General features: G+C 67.4%; 14 protein-coding genes. 2 read left to right on the top strand and 12 right to left on the bottom strand.

Going from position 1 to position 16455, the window contains the following annotated elements; all coding sequences use genetic code 11:
- Nucleotides 1–17: 17 nt before the first annotated feature.
- Complete coding sequence (locus KBW98_RS01785) at nucleotides 18–1121, bottom strand: acyltransferase (RefSeq protein ID WP_211518370.1); 1104 nt, start codon at nucleotides 1119–1121, stop codon at nucleotides 18–20.
- 240 nt (nucleotides 1122–1361) lie between these two features.
- Here KBW98_RS01785 and KBW98_RS01780 point away from each other — a divergent pair, with 240 nt between their 5' ends.
- Nucleotides 1362–2165, top strand: a complete 804-nt coding sequence (locus KBW98_RS01780) for a lipid II flippase Amj family protein (RefSeq protein WP_211518369.1) — start codon at nucleotides 1362–1364, stop codon at nucleotides 2163–2165.
- Between the two features lie 112 nt (nucleotides 2166–2277).
- The gene (locus KBW98_RS01775; RefSeq protein ID WP_211518368.1) at nucleotides 2278–2667 is read left to right on the top strand and encodes a hypothetical protein; all 390 of its coding nucleotides are present in this window, start codon (nucleotides 2278–2280) and stop codon (nucleotides 2665–2667) included.
- A gap of 7 nt (nucleotides 2668–2674) precedes the next feature.
- Here KBW98_RS01775 and KBW98_RS01770 read toward each other — a convergent pair whose 3' ends face one another.
- The 11 genes from KBW98_RS01770 to KBW98_RS01720 form a co-directional block, all read right to left on the bottom strand.
- Complete coding sequence (locus tag KBW98_RS01770; protein WP_211518367.1) at nucleotides 2675–3031, bottom strand: TfoX/Sxy family protein; 357 nt, start codon at nucleotides 3029–3031, stop codon at nucleotides 2675–2677.
- Between the two features lie 9 nt (nucleotides 3032–3040).
- Complete coding sequence (locus KBW98_RS01765; RefSeq protein WP_211518366.1) at nucleotides 3041–4576, bottom strand: hypothetical protein; 1536 nt, start codon at nucleotides 4574–4576, stop codon at nucleotides 3041–3043.
- Entirely contained in the window at nucleotides 4573–6552 is a 1980-nt protein-coding gene (locus KBW98_RS01760) for a DUF4175 family protein (protein ID WP_211518365.1), read from the bottom strand. The genes KBW98_RS01765 and KBW98_RS01760 overlap by 4 nt, the downstream gene beginning before the upstream one ends.
- A complete protein-coding gene (locus tag KBW98_RS01755) occupies nucleotides 6536–7519 on the bottom strand; it encodes a BatA domain-containing protein (protein ID WP_211518364.1) in 984 nt (327 codons plus the stop codon). The genes KBW98_RS01760 and KBW98_RS01755 overlap by 17 nt, the downstream gene beginning before the upstream one ends.
- The gene (locus KBW98_RS01750; RefSeq protein ID WP_211518363.1) at nucleotides 7516–8406 is read right to left on the bottom strand and encodes a DUF58 domain-containing protein; all 891 of its coding nucleotides are present in this window, start codon (nucleotides 8404–8406) and stop codon (nucleotides 7516–7518) included. Before KBW98_RS01750 ends, KBW98_RS01755 begins: the two co-directional genes overlap by 4 nt.
- Before the next feature lies 1 nt (nucleotide 8407).
- Nucleotides 8408–9412, bottom strand: a complete 1005-nt coding sequence (locus tag KBW98_RS01745; RefSeq protein WP_211518362.1) for a MoxR family ATPase — start codon at nucleotides 9410–9412, stop codon at nucleotides 8408–8410.
- Between the two features lie 3 nt (nucleotides 9413–9415).
- Nucleotides 9416–10036 (bottom strand): DUF4159 domain-containing protein, encoded by a 621-nt coding sequence (locus tag KBW98_RS01740; RefSeq protein WP_211518361.1) that lies wholly within the window; start codon nucleotides 10034–10036, stop codon nucleotides 9416–9418.
- Nucleotides 10037–10040: 4 nt separating this feature from the next.
- Nucleotides 10041–11378: a TldD/PmbA family protein gene (locus tag KBW98_RS01735; protein WP_211518360.1), complete on the bottom strand. Its 1338-nt coding sequence runs from the start codon at nucleotides 11376–11378 to the stop codon at nucleotides 10041–10043.
- Between the two features lie 10 nt (nucleotides 11379–11388).
- A complete protein-coding gene (locus KBW98_RS01730; RefSeq protein ID WP_211518359.1) occupies nucleotides 11389–13026 on the bottom strand; it encodes a TldD/PmbA family protein in 1638 nt (545 codons plus the stop codon).
- A gap of 164 nt (nucleotides 13027–13190) precedes the next feature.
- A complete protein-coding gene (locus tag KBW98_RS01725) occupies nucleotides 13191–14525 on the bottom strand; it encodes a TldD/PmbA family protein (protein ID WP_211518358.1) in 1335 nt (444 codons plus the stop codon).
- 12 nt (nucleotides 14526–14537) lie between these two features.
- Nucleotides 14538–16172, bottom strand: coding sequence for a TldD/PmbA family protein (locus tag KBW98_RS01720; protein WP_211518357.1), 1635 nt, complete (start codon nucleotides 16170–16172; stop codon nucleotides 14538–14540).
- Nucleotides 16173–16455: the final 283 nt, after the last annotated feature.

The raw sequence follows: 16455 nt of genomic DNA, 5'->3' as shown, positions 1-16455 counted from the left end.
GGCGTTTTTTTGGCTTCTTACGCCTTGACGGCCAGGGCCGGGCCCGCGCCGAATGGCTGCGCCAGCACGCGGCCCAGCGGTGCTTCCACCCAGCGCTGGAAGGCGGCGCCGGCCGCAAGGCTGGCGGCCCAGGCCACCAGCACGCCAAGGGCTTGCGCATGCGGCTGCTCCGGCACGAAGCGCGCGAAAGCCGCGTTGACGACCAGGCAGACAGGGAAGTGCACCAGGAAGACGGCGAAGGAGATCTTGCCCGCGTAATTCACCCAGGCCAGCCCTGCGCCGGCATGGGCGGCGGGCCTGCCGCGGCCGAACAGGAACAGCACGCAGGCGACGGCCAGGGCCAGGGCGATCCGGCTGCGGAAGTCCAGCACCAGCGCCGGCAGCGCCGTCGACAGCATCACGGCCAGCAGCAGCGTGGCGCTCCCGGGCCGGCGCGCCGGGTCGCTCGCCCACCAGGCGAGCACGCCCAGTCCATAGCTGCCGAAGAAGTACGGCGCCCACACATCCCAGTCCGCATCCAGGTTGAAATACAGTAGCGAGGCGCCCACGCCCGCCGCGACCAGCACCGGCATCAGCCAGGCCTGGCGGCCCGCCAGGCGGCCGGACAACCAGGCCAGCATGGCCAGGAGCGCATACAGCTGGAAGTCGATCGCCACGTACCATGCGCCGGCCGACAGCGACTCGGCGCCCAGCACGCTGTGCAGCAGCAGCACGTGGGCCCAAAGTTGCTTCAAGGTCGGCGGGGCCGAGATCGAATCGTGACTCATCCACGCCGCCGCCCAGGCCGATGCGGCGGCCGCCAGCAGGGTGGCGGCGACGAAGGGCGGCGCCAGCTTGAGGTAGCGCCGCCAGATGGCCTGCAGCGGATGCGCGGATCCGGGAAGTCCCTGGGGCGACAGCGATTTCGCGGCCAGGAAGCCGCCGATGACGAGGAAGACCTGCACGGCGATGCGCGCGTCGCCTTCGAGCCAGTCGACCAGCGCGGGCATCAGGGGCCGGGCATGGTCGGCCATCGGGCCGTAGAAGGCCAGGTGGTGCAGGACGATCAGCTGCGCCGCGACCGCCTTCAACAGATTAATCAGGACAAACTGCTTTTCGCCGGCCCGGTACTGCCCGGGCATTCCGCCAACTACCTTCCCTACCATGCGCTATCAACCTTGTTTCAACGTGCTTCCCCGGCTTTCGTGAGGCAAAAGTGCGGTGCTGCTGCCGGGCGGGCGCCATCATAGCCGAGCGGGGATGGCCCCGGCCACGCGATACAACTCAGCAATACGTGTTGCCGCGGTTAGACAGCCTGGCAATGCTAATATGGCAATCCTCGACCGACACATCCGTTTCGGTGTGCAGCCTGCGACTGGCACGTGGATAAACAACTTCTCCTGATCTGCTTCCTCACCTTCGTCATCCACCTGATCGGCACCCTCGCCTATTCAGTCCGCATCGCCGGAGTGCGCACGCGCAGGATAGCCGTCTCGTTCGCGCTCTTCAGCATCCTGGTGCTGGTATCGCGGACCTCGAACTCCTTCCTAGGGCCCTTCCTGGCCAAGCGCGTGGAGACCAGCCTCGATAGCGTGGCGCAGGTGTCGCTCCTGGATGACTTCCGCTGGCTGCTCGTGGCGGCGAGCCTGGCCACGGTCGCGGGCGCCTTCCTGATTCCGACCTTCCAGCGCGTGTTCGCGCGCGCGGTCCTGCATTTCCAGGTCCACCGCTCGGTTCCCAAGCTGATCCTGCATGGCTTCTTCAAGGGCGGCCTGTCCTACGTGAAGGACGCGGCCAGCCTGCCCGCTGCGAAAAACATGAGCGGCATGGGCGCAGGGCATGGGGTGTCGGTCCGGATCACCCTGCTGAACGTCGCGGCGACGGCGCTGTGGACTGTCGGCGTCTTCGCGTCGCTCTATGCGGGGGTGCTCGACCCGTCGGTGCGGGTCACCTCGAGCACCCTGTCGTCGATCATCAACGGCGGCGCCACCATCCTGATGGCGATCTTCATCGACCCCCACATGTCCGGCATGACCGACGACGTGGTCGAGGGCAAGGTCAGCGAGGCGCAGTTCAGGAAGGCCATCGTCTGGCTGGTTGGCAGCCGGCTGGCCGGCACCCTGCTCGCACAGGCCTTGCTGGTGCCCTCGGCCATGCTGATCGCCTGGGTGGCGCGTGTGATTTGAAGGTGCGCATGATGCGCGGCGCATGAAACGCCCGTGCGGCGGCGGCAGGTCGATATTTTCGCGTCGGATGGTGCTACAGTCGAGCGGCCATCTCTTCCCAGGAAAGAAAACCATGTCCAAGTCCGCCTTCAGCGCGAAAGCCTTCGCAGCCTATTTGTTCCTCATCGGTCCGGTGCTGATCCTCGCGCCGAACTTCCTGCTCGGGCTGTTCGGGATTGCGCCTACCACCGAGGTCTGGATCCGCGTCATCGGCGTGATGGCTTGCGTGCTGGGCGTCTATTCCTGGGTCGCGGGCAAGCACGAGAACAAGCCCTTCCTCGAGGCCTCGGTGTATACGCGCTCCCTCGTCTTCGTGGCCTTTACCGTCTTCGCACTGAGCGGCATGGCCAGCCCCATGCTCATCCTGTTCGGACTGGTGGACCTGGGCGGCGCGCTCTGGACCTGGTTCGCCCTGAGGGCCGATGCCCAGTCGGCGCGGCCTGTCCTGGCGGGGCAGCACTAAAGGGCGCTCATTCCTCGCTGGCCGGTTTGCGGGCCTTGCCCTTGGGCGGCTTTTTCGCTTTCGGCGGCGGCATCAGCGCCGCCGTTTCCAGGATCAGGCGCCGCAAGGCCTCCGGATCGTCGAGCAGCTCGTCGGCGATCGGATAGTCCTTCGCCCCCGGATAGGGCGGCCCCTTCGGCAGCTGCGGCGCCAAAGTATCGACCGCCCGTGACGGCTTGATGAACAGACTGTTATCGCAGGCGAAGGCCACCACCTTCCCGTCCAGGTAGAGCGCGAACTCGCCGAACAGCTTCTTGCAGCCCAGCCGGCTGCCCAGGCCGGCCTGCTCGATCACGTAATCAACGAAATGCTTGTCGGTTGCCATGGGTTTTCCTTACCTGCGTTCGCGCCACCATAGCGCCAGCATGGCCAGCGCGAAGACCAGGGCGAAGGGCCAGGCGGGCAGCGCGCGCGTTGGTCCCTCGCCGGTCGCCGCGGGCGTACGTGCGGCATAGCGGGCCGTCGCATCGCGCCGCTGCGCCGCCTGCCATTGCGGCCAGTCGCCCGGCGCATACACGTAGACGGCGTGGACGCCGGCCTTCTTGTCCTCCACCCGCAGCCAGCCGGTCTTTTCCGGCCACACGGCGACGCAGGAGGCGTCGGCGCGGTCCGCCCGGCGTTGCCAGGCCAGTGTCTGTTTCAGTCCGGGGAAGCGCGCCTCGCCGCTGACTCCGCGCGCGCAGACTTCGAGGCGCTGGCCGGGCAGCGGCATCTCGGCAGGGGCCAGCCATTCGGTCCGCTGCTTCTGTTCGATGTCCAGGCGGTCCAGCACGCCCTGCCACCACAGCGCCAGCGCGCGCGGCTCGCTGATGGCGTGGCGGTGCCATTCGGTCACGCCCAGCCAGGCGATGCGGCCCTTCTGCCAGCCGCGCGTCCAGACCATGTCCTCCGAGCCCGTCCACGGCCCCGCCGTCCGCGAGGCGGGAACCAGCGGCGCGACCGGCAACTCCAGCGGCGCCTCGATCTTGCGGCCCGCTGGCTGCGCCTGCAAGGGCAGCTGCAGGCTGCGCGACCACAGGCCCGCGTCGTTCGCATTCCCGCCCAGGACCAGCAGGGACGTGCCCTGCCCCACCTTGGCCAGCAAAGCGGAACGCTCGCCGGCGCCGGCGCGTTCGAACCAGGCGGCGTCGATCACCGTCAGGTTGGGCGCCGTCATGGCTTCGCGCGCGGTCTCGGTGCGCGTAAGGGCACGGCTCAGCATCACCTGCCAGTCCAGCAGCGCGCCGCTGCCGCTCAAGAGTTCGTTCAGCACCCGCAGGTCGAAGGAAGGCGCGCCGAAGCGGCCCTGCACCTGCAGGATGGCCGGCTCGTGCACGATGAAGGGCACCGGCCCCTCGGCGATCAGCTTGTCCCTGGCGTCCAGCAGGCGCGCCTTCAAGACCACCGGCTCGGCCACCGGCGGCAGCCAGGTGGCGGCCAGCTCGCCGGGGCCCTTGGCCTGGGCCAGCACCTGGCCATTTTCGGCCAGCAGTTCCAGGCGCGCTTCGCCCCGGTCCTCGCGTTGCACCTTCAGGACGAACAGGCGGCCCAGCGCCACGTCGCACGGGAAGTCCAGCTGCAGCCCGCCAGTGCGCGGCATGTCCCAGGCCAGCGGCCGCGCCGGCAGGTCGTTCCACTGGGCGGCGCGCAGGCCATCGCCCTTGAGCGTGAGCGCGCGGATGCCGTCCAGCGAGGACGGCACGGCCTTCGGATCAAGCGCCAGGGTGCGTCCGCCTTCGCCCGGCACGCGCAGATCCGCGGCGAACAGGCCAAGCGCGCCGGCCGCAATGGCGACCAGCAGCGCGTCCAGCCACTTGCGGCGCGCCAGATAGAGGCCTGCGCTCGCCACGCCGGCAACGGCGAGCGCCGCGATCAGGATCGTGGTGTTCATGGCTTGGCTCCTTCGCGCCAGCCGCGCACGAACGGCGTTTCCACCGCCGGGCGGGCTTGCAGCAGCACCTGGCCCTGGCCTGCGCCGGCCCGCAGCCAGGCGCGCAGCACAGGGCGGCAGCTCGCGCAGCCGTCCGCCACGTCCTGGATCGCGCGCTGGGCCGAGAGGCGCTGTTCGTCTTCAGCCAGCTTGTTGCGCACCCAGTCGTGGGCGGTCCGGGTCCACAAGGCCGGCAGCGGGCCGTCGCTCGACAGCGCCTGCACCAGGGTGCGGACCTCGTCCGGCACCGGCTGGTCCGGCCCCGCCTGCTCGCGGCGGTAGCTGGCCGTGCCATCCATGTCGCCGCTCATGCGCTTTTCTTCCTTGATCGGCGGCGGCGTGAAAGCGGTCTTGTGCAGGTAGACGCGCTCGGCCTGCTGCAGTTCCTTGATCGCCTCGAGCGCCTTGTGCTCGGGCGGCAAAGCCGTCTTGGGCGCGATCGCGCGCAAGGCCTTTTCCGCATCCCACATCGCGGACAGGGCGCGGCGCAGCACTTTCTTCGTTTCCTCGTCGTACAGGGTGGCGTTCTCGGACTCGTCGTGGGCGTGGCCGAACTGGTGCAGGATGTCCTGTTTTTCTTCGCCACCGTGGTCGCCATGCTCCTCGCCGCCCTCGTCGTCGGCGAACAGCGAGGATTCCTCGCCCAGGAACTGGCCATAACGGCGGCGCAGCATGCCCTGGTCGCCCGCGATCTTCTGGCTGCGGTCGCGCACCGCTTCCTCGCTCATCCTGGTTGCCCGCATGTCGGCCACCAGCTGCTCGGTATCGATGATGATCTGGCGCTGGCTGCGCAGGCTCTGCGGCTTGACCAGCATCGGCATCGCCGCGCTTTCCTCTTCGGCCTCGCCGGGTGGCGCTGGCAGGCGCAGGGTATAAGTCGGCGACTGCACCGTATGGGGGCGGGTGGCGTTATCGGTCGCGCGGACGAAGAAATACAGTTCGTCGCCCGGCTCCATGCCCAGGTCCGCCAGCGACCACTGTTTCGACCAGTTGCGCTGCTTCGGGTCGTTCGAGGCCGGCAGGGGCATCTCGCGGTCGGTGAAGCGCACGTTCTCGCCGCTGCCGCGCGCCAGGGTCATGTGCAGGGTGGCGCGCTTGATCGCGTAGTCGTCGCGGATCCTGACGCCCATCGGCGCCGTACCCGCGTTCTCGGGCAGCTCGACCACCATCTGGCCGGGCGCGGTGATCGTGATCTCGGGCGGCTGGTCGGGAAGCACGCGCAGGGTATAGCGCTTGCCGCGCCAGCGCCACAGCACGGATTCCGTCGCGGTCCAGCTGACGCACTCCTTGCCGGGCTTGAGCAGCTCGCCATTGCCCAGCTCGATGTTGTCGGTGTTCGCCGCGCCGTCCTTCAGGCACCAGGAAACCTTGGTCTGCTCGGGCGCCTGCAGGTCGCGCGGCGCCGATTCGGACGCCGCCACGCCGGTATAGGCCGGCGGCGCCAGGCGCACGGTAAGGGGCGACAGCGGCGCGGCCACTGCCGCGGCAAGCGGTTGCGGCGCCAGGCCGCCGGCCTGCGGCTTGCCCTGGCCCGCAAACCACAGCATGCCGGCCAGCGCGGCGCTGGTCAGGAAAATCGGCACGCCGGCGGCAATCCGGCCCTTGGCGATGCCGCGCAGCTGGGCCTTGGTGACGCTGGCGTCCAGGCGATCCAGCAAGCGCTGGCGCTGCAGGCGCGCGACCGGACTGTCGGCATGGGCCAGCAGCGCCGAACTGTCTTCCATCTCGGGCACGGCGCCGTCCAGCCAGCCGCTCCACTCGTGGTTGACGCGGCGGCGCAGCTTGGCCCAGTCCCAGGCGCACCAGCCGCCCCAGGCGAGCAGGCCGGGACCGGACGGCAGGGCCAGCCAGGGCAAGGCCCCACCTACCCACAGGGGCAGGCGGCGCAGCTGGGCGGCGCGCCAGACGCGCCGGACGATCTCAGCGCTTTCTTGCATGCGTGAGCAACCTTTCCAGTACAAACAGGGCCACCAGGGCGGCCAGCAGCATGTCGCGCAGGGCGCCGCTCGGCTCCGGCGCGCGCGCATCCTTCGACGCGGCGAACACGCGCGACGGCGCAGTATAGGGACGCGGGCCCACGTGCACCTGCTGCCAGTGTTCGACCAGGGCGCGCGCCGCCTCGGGGTCGCGCGGCGGCCAGGACTTCGACAGCCACAGGCGGCCGCGCACGCTGTCCGCATGCAGTACGCCGTCCGCCTCGCGGGCCTTGCTCATTTCGGGGAAGGCCGCCGGGTCGAGCACCCACCACAGCGGCGCGCGCAAGGTCAACGGCGGGGCCCCGGTCCGGTCCCAGACGATCAATTCGGTCCTGGCGCCTGGCGCGGCGTCGACGACCACGCGTTCCGGGCCGTCGAGCGCGGCGAACAGGCGGCGCCATTCCTGCGGGCGATCGCTCTCGATGTAGACGTGGCGCTCGCTCTTCGCCGACGCTCTGGCCTGGGTGCGCAGCTCGACCGTGCGGCCGAATACCGGCAAGGTGGCCGGCATGGGAATATCCCCCAGTACCAGCAGGCGCGCCCCGGGCTTCCATTCGCGCTCGTGGGTGCGCAGCCAGGCGACCGCCTGGTTCGCGGGCATGACGATGCGCTCGGCCTTGGCCAGCCCGGCCTGCGTGGCCTGGCGCTCGGTCCAGGCCGGGTCCGTTCCGTCGGCCACGATCACGGTGTCGCCGCGCCAAGGGAAAACCGGATCGGCCAGCCAGGCCACGAGCGTGGCCAGCAGCAGGCAGCGCACCAGCAGCAGCAAGGGATCGCTGAAGCGCCACACGCGGGTCTGGCGCGGCTCGGCGCGCGGCAGGAAACGCGCCGTCGCCAACGGTTCCGCCTTGTGCTGCTCGCGCTTCTTGCGGTGCCACCAGACCGGCAGCGCCAGGATCGCCAGGCCCAGCCACCAGAAGCTGTTCATGGACGGCCTCCCGGACGGCGCAGCCAGCGCCGCAGCACCTCGGCCGGCGCGCCTTCGATGGCGGCGACAGTCAGGGGAATGTCATTCTTGCGGCATGCGGCCGTGACCGCCGCGAAGTGTTCCTCGCGGTTGCGGCGATACGCTTCCTTCAGGTCGGCGCCGAAGCGGAATACGCCAGCCCTTTGTTCCGGGTCGCGGTAGGCCAGCGCGCTTGAAAAGCTGGCGTCGATCTCGGCCTGGGTCTGCAGGCACAGCACGCGCACGTCGTGGCGCATCTGGCGCAGCCGGGTCAAGGCTTGCGACAGCGGCGACGGCCAGTCGAGCAGGTCGCTGGCGGCGAAGATCGCGCTCGGCGCGCGTACGAAGTGCAGGCTGGCGCGCAGGGTGTCGGCGTCGGGCAGCTCGCCCTTGGGTTCGGCGCGCTGCAGCTGGGCCAGCACGCGCTGGAGCTGGCGCGGCCCGCGCGAGGCCGGAGTGAACTGCACCCGTCCCTCGCCCAGCACCACCAGGCCGAAGGCGTCGCCCTGGCGCTGGGCGATGGCGGCCACGCAGCCGAGCAGCATGCGCGCATAGTGCAGCTTGTCGAGTTGCTCCACGCTGCGGCTGGGCTCCGCCATCGAGGCCGAGGCGTCCAGCACCAGCCAGACCGCCACGTGGCTGTCGCGCTCTGCCTCGCGCACGAAGTAGCGGTCGGCGCGCGCCAGCAGCTTCCAGTCGACCCGGCGCCACTCGTCCCCGGGCGCATAGGCCCGGTATTCCGAGAACTCGACGCCCGCCCCGCGCTCGCGCCCGGCATGGATGCCGTGCCCGAGCCCGGCCAGCACGTGCCGGATCACGAGGTCGAGGTTCTGGGTGTGCGCGATCAGCGCGGTCTTCGCCAGCGACAACTCAGTCGACCTTGATCTCGTTGCGCAGGGACTGGAGGATGTCGGCGATGGCGACGCCGTCGGCCTCGGCTTCGAAGTTGCGCAGCACGCGGTGCGCCAGCACCGGCAGCAGCATGGCCTGGATGTCGTCGCGCGTGACCGCCAGTCGGCCCTGCATCAGGGCGCGCGCCTTGGAGGCCAGCACCAGCGCCTGGCCGGCGCGCGGACCGGCGCCCCAGCCGATGTGCTGCCTGACCGCCGCCACCGTGGTTTCGCTGGGGCGCGTGGCGCGCACCAGGCGGGTGGCGTAGCGCAGCAAATGGTCGCCGATCTCGATGTCGCGCACCAGCTGCTGCAGGCGCAGCAAGGTATTCACGTCCATCGCCGGCTCGGCGTCGTCCAGCCCCGCGTGAGTGGTGCGCGAAACCATCAGCACCTCTTCGTCCTCGGTCGGGTAGACCACGTCGATGCGCAGCAGGAAGCGGTCGAGCTGGGCTTCCGGCAGCGGATAGGTGCCGGCCTGTTCGATCGGGTTCTGGGTCGCCAGCACGAAGAAGGGACGCGGCAGCTTGTGGGTCTGGCCGGCGAAAGTGACGGCGCGCTCCTGCATCGCTTCGAGCAGCGCCGACTGGGTCTTGGGCGGGGCGCGGTTGATCTCGTCGGCCAGCAGCACCTGGGTGAACACCGGGCCCTGCTGGAAGCGGAACACCCGCTGGCGCGTGCTGGTGTCTTCTTCCAGGATCTCGGTGCCGACGATATCCGAGGGCATCAGGTCCGGCGTGAACTGCACGCGGCGGAACTGCATGTCGGTGGCCTGGGCCAGCGACTTCACCAGCAGGGTCTTGCCCAGGCCCGGCACGCCTTCCACCAGCGCGTGGCCGCCGGCCAGCAGGCAGGTGACCAGCAGGTCGACCACGTCTTCCTGGCCGATGATCACGCGCGCCATGCTTGCCTTCAGCGCCCCCACTTTCGCCGTCAGGCTGGCGATCTCCTGTTCACTCCACGCTACCGCATCACGTTCAGACACTGCTCATGCTCCCAACGCATATTGAATGATATTCACCGCAAACCGGGTATTGTCGACCGCCAGGAAACGTTTATTCCGGAAGTCGTAATCCCATTCGCAGCCGTAGTCCTTGTTCGAGTACAGCACCCGGATGCGGCCGCCGAACTCGATGGCCTTCAGGTACTCGTGCACCAGGTCGTCACCCCAGCCATTCAGTTCGCCGCCCGTGGTCGGCGGACCATCGAACTTGAAGAAGCACGAATACAGCCGGTGCGTATTCGGGATCTTCTTGAGCGCGCTGGCGCCGAAGATCTTGACCATCTCGGCCTCGAAGGACTTGGCGAACAGCCCGTCGATGTCGTGGTTGCAGTCGTCGACGAAGACGAAGCCGCCGCCGCGCACGTAGCGCTCGAAATTGCGCCGTTCCGCCGGGGTGAACTGGACCAGCTTGTGGCCGGCCAGGTAGCAGAACGGCGCCTGCAGCATTTTCGGATCGGCGAGCGCCACCATGCGCTCGACCGGATCCACCCGCAAGGTGGTGTACTCGACGAGTGAGTTCAGCACGTTGCTGGGCATGCGGATATCCACGTCCCAGTCGCCCGATTCATACATCAGGCGCGTGAAGTAGAAATCGTACGAAGCCATTTGTCTAGACGGCGTCGGACAGCGAGGTGAAGTTGAAGTCGCGCACCTTCATCGGCGGCAGCACCATCTGGAACGGCACTTCGTCGCCCCCGATGATCTGCGGCTTGCCCAGTTCCTCGATGTTGTTGAGGATGGTGACAGGGCTTTCGTTGAAGCGGAAGTTCTTCACCGGGTGCTTGATCTTGCCGTTCTCGACGTAGAAGGTGCCGTCCCGGGTCAGGCCCGTAATCAAGAGCGACTGCGGGTCGACCATGCGGATGTACCAGGTGCGGGTGACCACGATGCCCTTCTTGGTGCCTTCGATCAGCTCTTCGAGCGACTTGGTGCCGCCGGCCATGATCATGTTGCCGTGGCTGGCAGTGGCGATCTTGCCGGTCTTCTGCGCCCAGAACGGCGAATACTCGAGCGAAGCGATGCGGCCATCCTTGATCAGGTCCGTGCGCTTGCGCGCCAGCATGGTCTCGTTGTCCCACGGGGCCACCGGCACGTCCGGGTTCCACGGGTCGGCCCAGATGTTCACCTGCTGGTCGAACAGCTTGTCGCCCAGGCGATTGCCGCCGCCCTTCTTGGCCAGGAAGCTGCGGCCTTCGTCGGCCGAGCGGGCATCGAAGGAATTGAACATATTGCCCAGGATTTCAGAGGTGGCCGCCGGTTCCAGGATCACGGTATAGCGGCCCGGCTCCAGCGCCTTGGCGTCCACCGAACGCAGCGCCTTCTCGATCGCCACTTCGGCCGCCTCGGCGGCGCTGAAGCGGCGCGCATCGACCGCCGAACGGGTCACCCAGCCCGAGCCGCGGCCGTCCTCGGTGCGCGCGGTGCAGGTGAAGGACAGGTCGGTGAACTCCTGGAAACCGAACACCCCCTTGGAGTTGGCGATGCAGGCGAAACGGGTCGAGTCGGTGAAGAAGCCCGCGGTCACCAGTTTCTTGGCGCGCGCCTGGCCGATGCTGGCGGCGGCGACTTCGGCGCGGTAGTCCGGGTCGATCGCGGCGGTGGCCGGGACGAAGGTCTGGGTGCCGCGGTATTCCTGCTTGCCGACGGCGGGCACGAATTCCGGATTTTCCGGCGCCAGGCGCGCCAGTTCCTCGGCGCGGCGCACGGCCTTTTCCAGCGACTTGTCGTCGAATTCATTGATGACCGCGGTGCCGACGCGCTTGCCGAAGGCGACCCGCACTTGCAGCTGCATGTCCTCGGTCAGGCCCGCGGTCGACACGCTGTTGCGCGCGAAGCGGATGTTGCCTGTGCGGTTGCCTTCGATCGACACATTGCATTCGTCGGCTTTCGAAAGACCGATCACGCGGTCGGCGATGCGTTTTGCTTGTTCCTGGTTCAGGGATTTCATCCGTGTCTCCTCATCCGATCTTGCGTGCGGTGTTAATCACATTGATGCCGTTGAAGCGCGTGGTGCTCGAGCCGTGCGACACGGCGCTGACCTGGCTCGGCTGGCCTTTGCCGTCGAAGAACGAGCCGCCCATGCGCCAGTCGCGTTCGTCGCAGATGGCGCTGCAGGCGTTCCAGAACTCCTGGGTGTTCGACTGGTAGGCCACGTCTTCCAGCGGGCCGGCGATCTTGCCGTTCTTGATCTCGTAGAACAGGGTGCCGCCGAACTGGAAGTTGTAGCGCTGCTGGTCGATCGAGTAGGAACCGCGGCCGAGGATGTAAACGCCCTTCTTGACGTCCTTGATCATCTCGTCCGGGGTCAGGCGCGCCTTGCCCGGCTCCAGCGACACGTTGGGCATGCGCTGGAACTGGATCGTGCTCCAGCTGTCCGCGTAGGAGCAGCCGTGCGATTCCTTCTCGCCGATGATGTGGGCCTGGTCGCGTGTGGCCTGGTAGTTCACCAGCACGCCGTTGCGGATGATGTCCCACTTCTTGGTCTTGACGCCTTCGTCGTCGTAGGCCACGTAGCCGAGCGAGCCCGGAGTGGTCTTGTCGGCGACGAAGTTGACGCGCTCGTGGCCATACTTGAATTTCTTGGTCTGCCACTTGTCGAGCGTGGCGAAGCTGGTGCCGGCGTAGTTGGCTTCGTAGCCGAGCACGCGGTCCAGTTCCGTCGGGTGGCCGACGTTCTCGTGGATGGTCAGGAACAGGTGTTCCGGCGACAGCACCAGGTCGTACTTGCCCGGCTCGATCGACTTGGCGCCGAGCTTCTGGCGCGCCTGCTTGCCGGCCAGGCGCGCGTCTTCGACGATGTCGTAGGAACCGGTGTACAGGGTCGTCACGCCGCCGGCAGCCTGCACCTTGTGCTCGGGGCGGGCGTCGAAGTACTCGTAGCCCATCGACACCGGCGCGCCCAGGCCGGCGCGCGAGCGGAACTTGCCGCTGGCCTTGTCGACCGCGGTGGCGTTGATCGGGGCCCACAGGCGGTGGATGTCCTGGTCGATATAGGAGCCGTCGGTCGAGGCGAAGTATTTCTGCTGGTTGATCTGGAACAGCGAGGCAGTCATGAAGCTGGCGCCCGCCTCCATGCCGGCCTTGTTGGCGGCGATCAGCATTTCTGCCTTTTCCTTGACCGGCACGCTGCGCCAGTCTTTCTTGACCGGCGTAGCCCAGGCTACTTCGCCCACGCCCTTGACCGGCGCCAGGCGCACCGGCTCGGCTTGGAGCTTGGCATTGGCCTTGGCGATGGCGACCGCCTGGCGCGCGGCGTCCGCCACGCCGTCCGGGGTCATGTTGTTGGTCGAGGCAAAGCCGTAGGCGCCGTTGGCGACCACGCGCACGCCGACGCCGCTCGACTCTGTGTTGCTGATGTTCTCGACGTTCAGGTCGCGCGTGATGATGAACTGGTTCAGGTAGCGGCCGATGCGCACGTCGCAATACGACGCGCCGGCCTTGGTGGCGGCGTTCAGGGCGACGTCGGCCAGGGCCTTTTTCGCGCTTGCTGCCATCGGGTTCAGGAGCTCGTCGGCGGCGATGGCGTTGCCGAAGACGGGGATGATCATGGCGCCCGCGGTGCCGGCGCCGACTTTGAGGAAGGTACGACGTTCCATGTTTGTTTTCCGTTAGCGTTCGCCCTGCCGCCAGCTTATGCCCGTCGTCCCCGCGCAGGCGGGGATCCAAGTTTTACGCCTACCACTGCGCTACGAACTTGGGTCCCCGCCTGCGCGGGGACGACGGGCAAAGGGTGCGGGCTAACTGTTACGTGCTTTGGTGCTTAAACAGCGTCCGACAAGGACGTGAAGTTGAAGTCCCGAATCTTCATCGACGGAATCAGCATCGAATAATTCGCCTCATCCCCGCCGATCACCACCGGCTTGCCGATTTCCTCAATGTTGTTCAGCATCGTCACCGGGCTCTCGTTGAAGCGGAAGTTCTTCACCGGGTGCTTGATCTTGCCGTTCTCCACGTAGAAGGTGCCGTCGCGGGTCAGGCCGGTCAGCAGCACCGACTGCGGGTCCACCATGCGGATGTACCAGGTGCGGGTGACCAGGATGCCCTTCTTGGTGTTGGCGATCAGCTCCGCGGTCGACTTGTCGGTGCCGGCCATGATGATGTTGCCGGCGCTGCCGATGGCGCGCTGGCCCTTCTTTTTGGCCCAGAACTGCGAGTAGTCGAGCGCGTTGATGCGGCCGTCCTTCACCAGCTGCACGCGCTCGCGCGGCAGCATGTTGTTGTCCCAGGGGAGCACCGGCACGTCCTTGTCCCAGGGGTCGGACCAGATGTTGACCTGCTGGTCGAACAGCTTGTCGCCCAGTCGGTTGGCGCCGCCCTGCTTGGACAGGAAGCTGCGGCCCTCGTCGGCGCTGCGGGCGCTGAAGCCGTTCAGCATGAAGCCGACCAGGTCGCTGGTGGCGGCCGGTTCCATGATCACGGTGTAGCGGCCCGGTTCCAGCGCCTTGGCCTCGACCGAGCGTAGCGCCTTCTCGATCGCCACTTCGGCCGCTTCGCGCGGGTCGAATTTGGCGACGTCGCGCGCCGAGCGCTTCACCCAGCCCGAGCCGCGGCCGTCTTCGGTGCGCACGGTGCAGGTGAAGTCGAGCGAGGTGGCGACCTGATGGCCGAACACGCCGTTGGAGTTGGCGACCGTCTCGAAGGACGAGCGGTCGGTGAAGAAGCCGGCCGAGACCAGGCCCTTCTTGCGGCAGGCTTCCATCGCGTAGGCGGCAGCCTGGGCGCGGTATTCCGGATCGATGGCGGCGGTAGCAGGGACGAAGGTCTCGGAGTTCTTGTAGCCGGTCTTGGCGATGGCGGGCATGAATTCCGGATTCGCCGGCGCCAGGCGCGCCAGGTCCTCGGCGCGGCGCACGGCGCGCTCGAGCGACTTGTCGTCGAACTCGTTGACGGTGGCCGTGCCCTGCTTGTTGCCGAAGGCGACCTGCACCTGCACGCGGGTGTCGTCGGCCAGGCCCGCGGTCGAGACGGCGTTGCGCGCGAAGCGGATGTTGCCGATGCGGCTGCCCTCGATGTTGACGATGCACTCGTCGGCCTTGGACAGCGACAGCACGCGGTCGGTGATGCGCTTGGTTTGTTCCTGGGTCAAGATGCTCATGGGGTCCCGTCCTTAGCCGATCTTGCGAGCGGTGTTGATCACGTTGATGCCGTTGAAGCGCGTGGTCGCGGAACCATGCGAGACGATCGAGATCTGCGGCGGCTGGCCCTTGCCGTCGAAGAAGGAACCGCCCATGCGCCAGTCGCGCTCGTCGCAAATCGCGCTGCAGGCGCTCCAGAATTCCTGGGTGTTGGCCTGGTAGGCCACGTCTTCCAGCATCTGGCCGATCTTGCCGTCCTTGATCTCGTAGAACAGCTGGCCGCCGAACTGGAAGTTGTAACGCTGCTGGTCGATCGAGAACGAGCCGTCGCCGACGATGTAGATGCCCTTCTTGATGCCCTTGACCATCTCGTCCGGGGTGAGCTTCTTCTTGCCGGCGGCCAGCGAGACGTTCGGCATGCGCTGGAACTGCACCGAGTTCCAGCTGTCGGCATAGGAGCAGCCGTGCGATTCGGCTTCGCCGATGATGTGGGCCTGGTCGCGGGTGGCCTGGTAGTTGACCAGGATGCCGTCCTTGATGATGTCCCACTGCTTGGTCTTGACGCCCTCGTCGTCATAGCCGACGCAGCCCAGCGAACCCGGCCTGGTCTTGTCGGCGTACAGGTTGACGATCGGCGCGCCGTACTTGAAGCTCTTGGTCTGCCATTTGTCGAGGGTGGCGAAGCTGGTGCCGGCGTAGTTCGCCTCGTAGCCCAGCACGCGGTCGAGTTCCGTCGGGTGGCCGACGTTCTCGTGGATGGTCAGCCACAGGTGTTCCGGCGACAGCATCAGGTCGTACTTGCCCGGCACGACCGACTTGGCGGTCAGCTTGCGCTTGGCGTCGCGACCCGCGGCCTTGGCGTCCTCGATGATGTCGTAGCTTTCGGTGTACAGGGTGGCGACGCCGCCGGCGGCCTTGATCTTGTGCTCCGGACGCGCGTCCAGGTACTCATAGCCCTTGCCGACCGGTGCGCTCAGGCCCGAGCGCGAGCGGAACTTGCCGCTCGCCTTGTCGACGGCGGTGGCCTGGAACGGCGCCCACAGGCGGTGCACGTCCTGGTCGATGTAGGAACCGTCGGTCGAGGCGAAGAACTTCTGCTGGTTCACCTGGAACAGCATCGACTGCATGAAGTTGGCGCCGTTGTCCATGCCGGCCTTGTTGGCGGCGATGAGCAGGTCGGCCTTCTCCTTGATCGGCACCGCGCGCCAGTCCTTCTTGATCGGGGTGGCCCAGGACACGTCGCCCACGCCCTTGACCGGTGCAAGGCGCACCGGTTCGGACTGCAGCTTGGCGTTGGCCTTGGCGATCGCCACTGCCTGGCGCGCCGCGTTGGCGATGCCGTCGTTCGACATGTCCGAGGTGGCGGCGAAGCCGTAGGCGCCGTTGCAGATCACGCGCACGCCGACGCCGGCCGACTCGGTGTTGGCCACGTTCTCGACGTTCAGGTCGCGGGTGACGATGAACTGGTTCAGGTAGCGGCCGATGCGCACGTCGCAGTAGCTGGCGCCGGCCTTGGTGGCGGCGTTCAGGGCGACGTCGGCGAGCGCCTTCTTGGCGGCGACGGGCATCGTGCTGAGCAGTTCTTCCGCGGCGATCGCACGGCCGAACGGGACCAGCATCGAACCGAGCGCCATGCTGCTGAAATTGAGAAAAGTACGACGTTCCATAGGGTCTCCTGGGTATCCTCTCGGGCAGCGGTTCCGCCTGCACAGCACGGCGCCGCTCTTGTATGTACAGCGCTTCTGGGAACTTCGTCGTCTCCGGATGGGGAGGACGGCAAACTTCTCAACCTTAGACTAAAGTTTTTGGTTAGGCAATCTTTATGCCACCGGCCGGAGCGCCGCAAGTGGCTGATTCAACGTCGTCCAACCGCGTCCGTCCACGTGTCCGCGCGCTGTCCGGCTGTCCGGTCCGGACAGGCCCGGACAATCGGACATATGTATGTACGAC

The sequence above is a fragment of the Massilia sp. ST3 genome, assembly GCF_018119405.1.
In the GTDB taxonomy this organism is placed as follows: Bacteria; Pseudomonadota; Gammaproteobacteria; order Burkholderiales; family Burkholderiaceae_D; genus Telluria.
Note: the sequence above shows the minus strand (reverse complement) of the source record. Positions and strands in the feature narration are given on the sequence as shown.

Coding starts and splice junctions, on each gene's coding strand:
- KBW98_RS01785 (WP_211518370.1), bottom strand. CDS start 1,121: ATGCCCGGGCAGTACCGGGCCGGCGAAAAGCAGTTTGTCCTGATTAAT.
- KBW98_RS01775 (WP_211518368.1), top strand. CDS start 2,278: ATGTCCAAGTCCGCCTTCAGCGCGAAAGCCTTCGCAGCCTATTTGTTC.
- KBW98_RS01770 (WP_211518367.1), bottom strand. CDS start 3,031: ATGGCAACCGACAAGCATTTCGTTGATTACGTGATCGAGCAGGCCGGC.
- KBW98_RS01765 (WP_211518366.1), bottom strand. CDS start 4,576: ATGAACACCACGATCCTGATCGCGGCGCTCGCCGTTGCCGGCGTGGCG.
- KBW98_RS01760 (WP_211518365.1), bottom strand. CDS start 6,552: ATGCAAGAAAGCGCTGAGATCGTCCGGCGCGTCTGGCGCGCCGCCCAG.
- KBW98_RS01755 (WP_211518364.1), bottom strand. CDS start 7,519: ATGAACAGCTTCTGGTGGCTGGGCCTGGCGATCCTGGCGCTGCCGGTC.
- KBW98_RS01740 (WP_211518361.1), bottom strand. CDS start 10,036: ATGGCTTCGTACGATTTCTACTTCACGCGCCTGATGTATGAATCGGGC.
- KBW98_RS01735 (WP_211518360.1), bottom strand. CDS start 11,378: ATGAAATCCCTGAACCAGGAACAAGCAAAACGCATCGCCGACCGCGTG.
- KBW98_RS01730 (WP_211518359.1), bottom strand. CDS start 13,026: ATGGAACGTCGTACCTTCCTCAAAGTCGGCGCCGGCACCGCGGGCGCC.
- KBW98_RS01725 (WP_211518358.1), bottom strand. CDS start 14,525: ATGAGCATCTTGACCCAGGAACAAACCAAGCGCATCACCGACCGCGTG.
- KBW98_RS01720 (WP_211518357.1), bottom strand. CDS start 16,172: ATGGAACGTCGTACTTTTCTCAATTTCAGCAGCATGGCGCTCGGTTCG.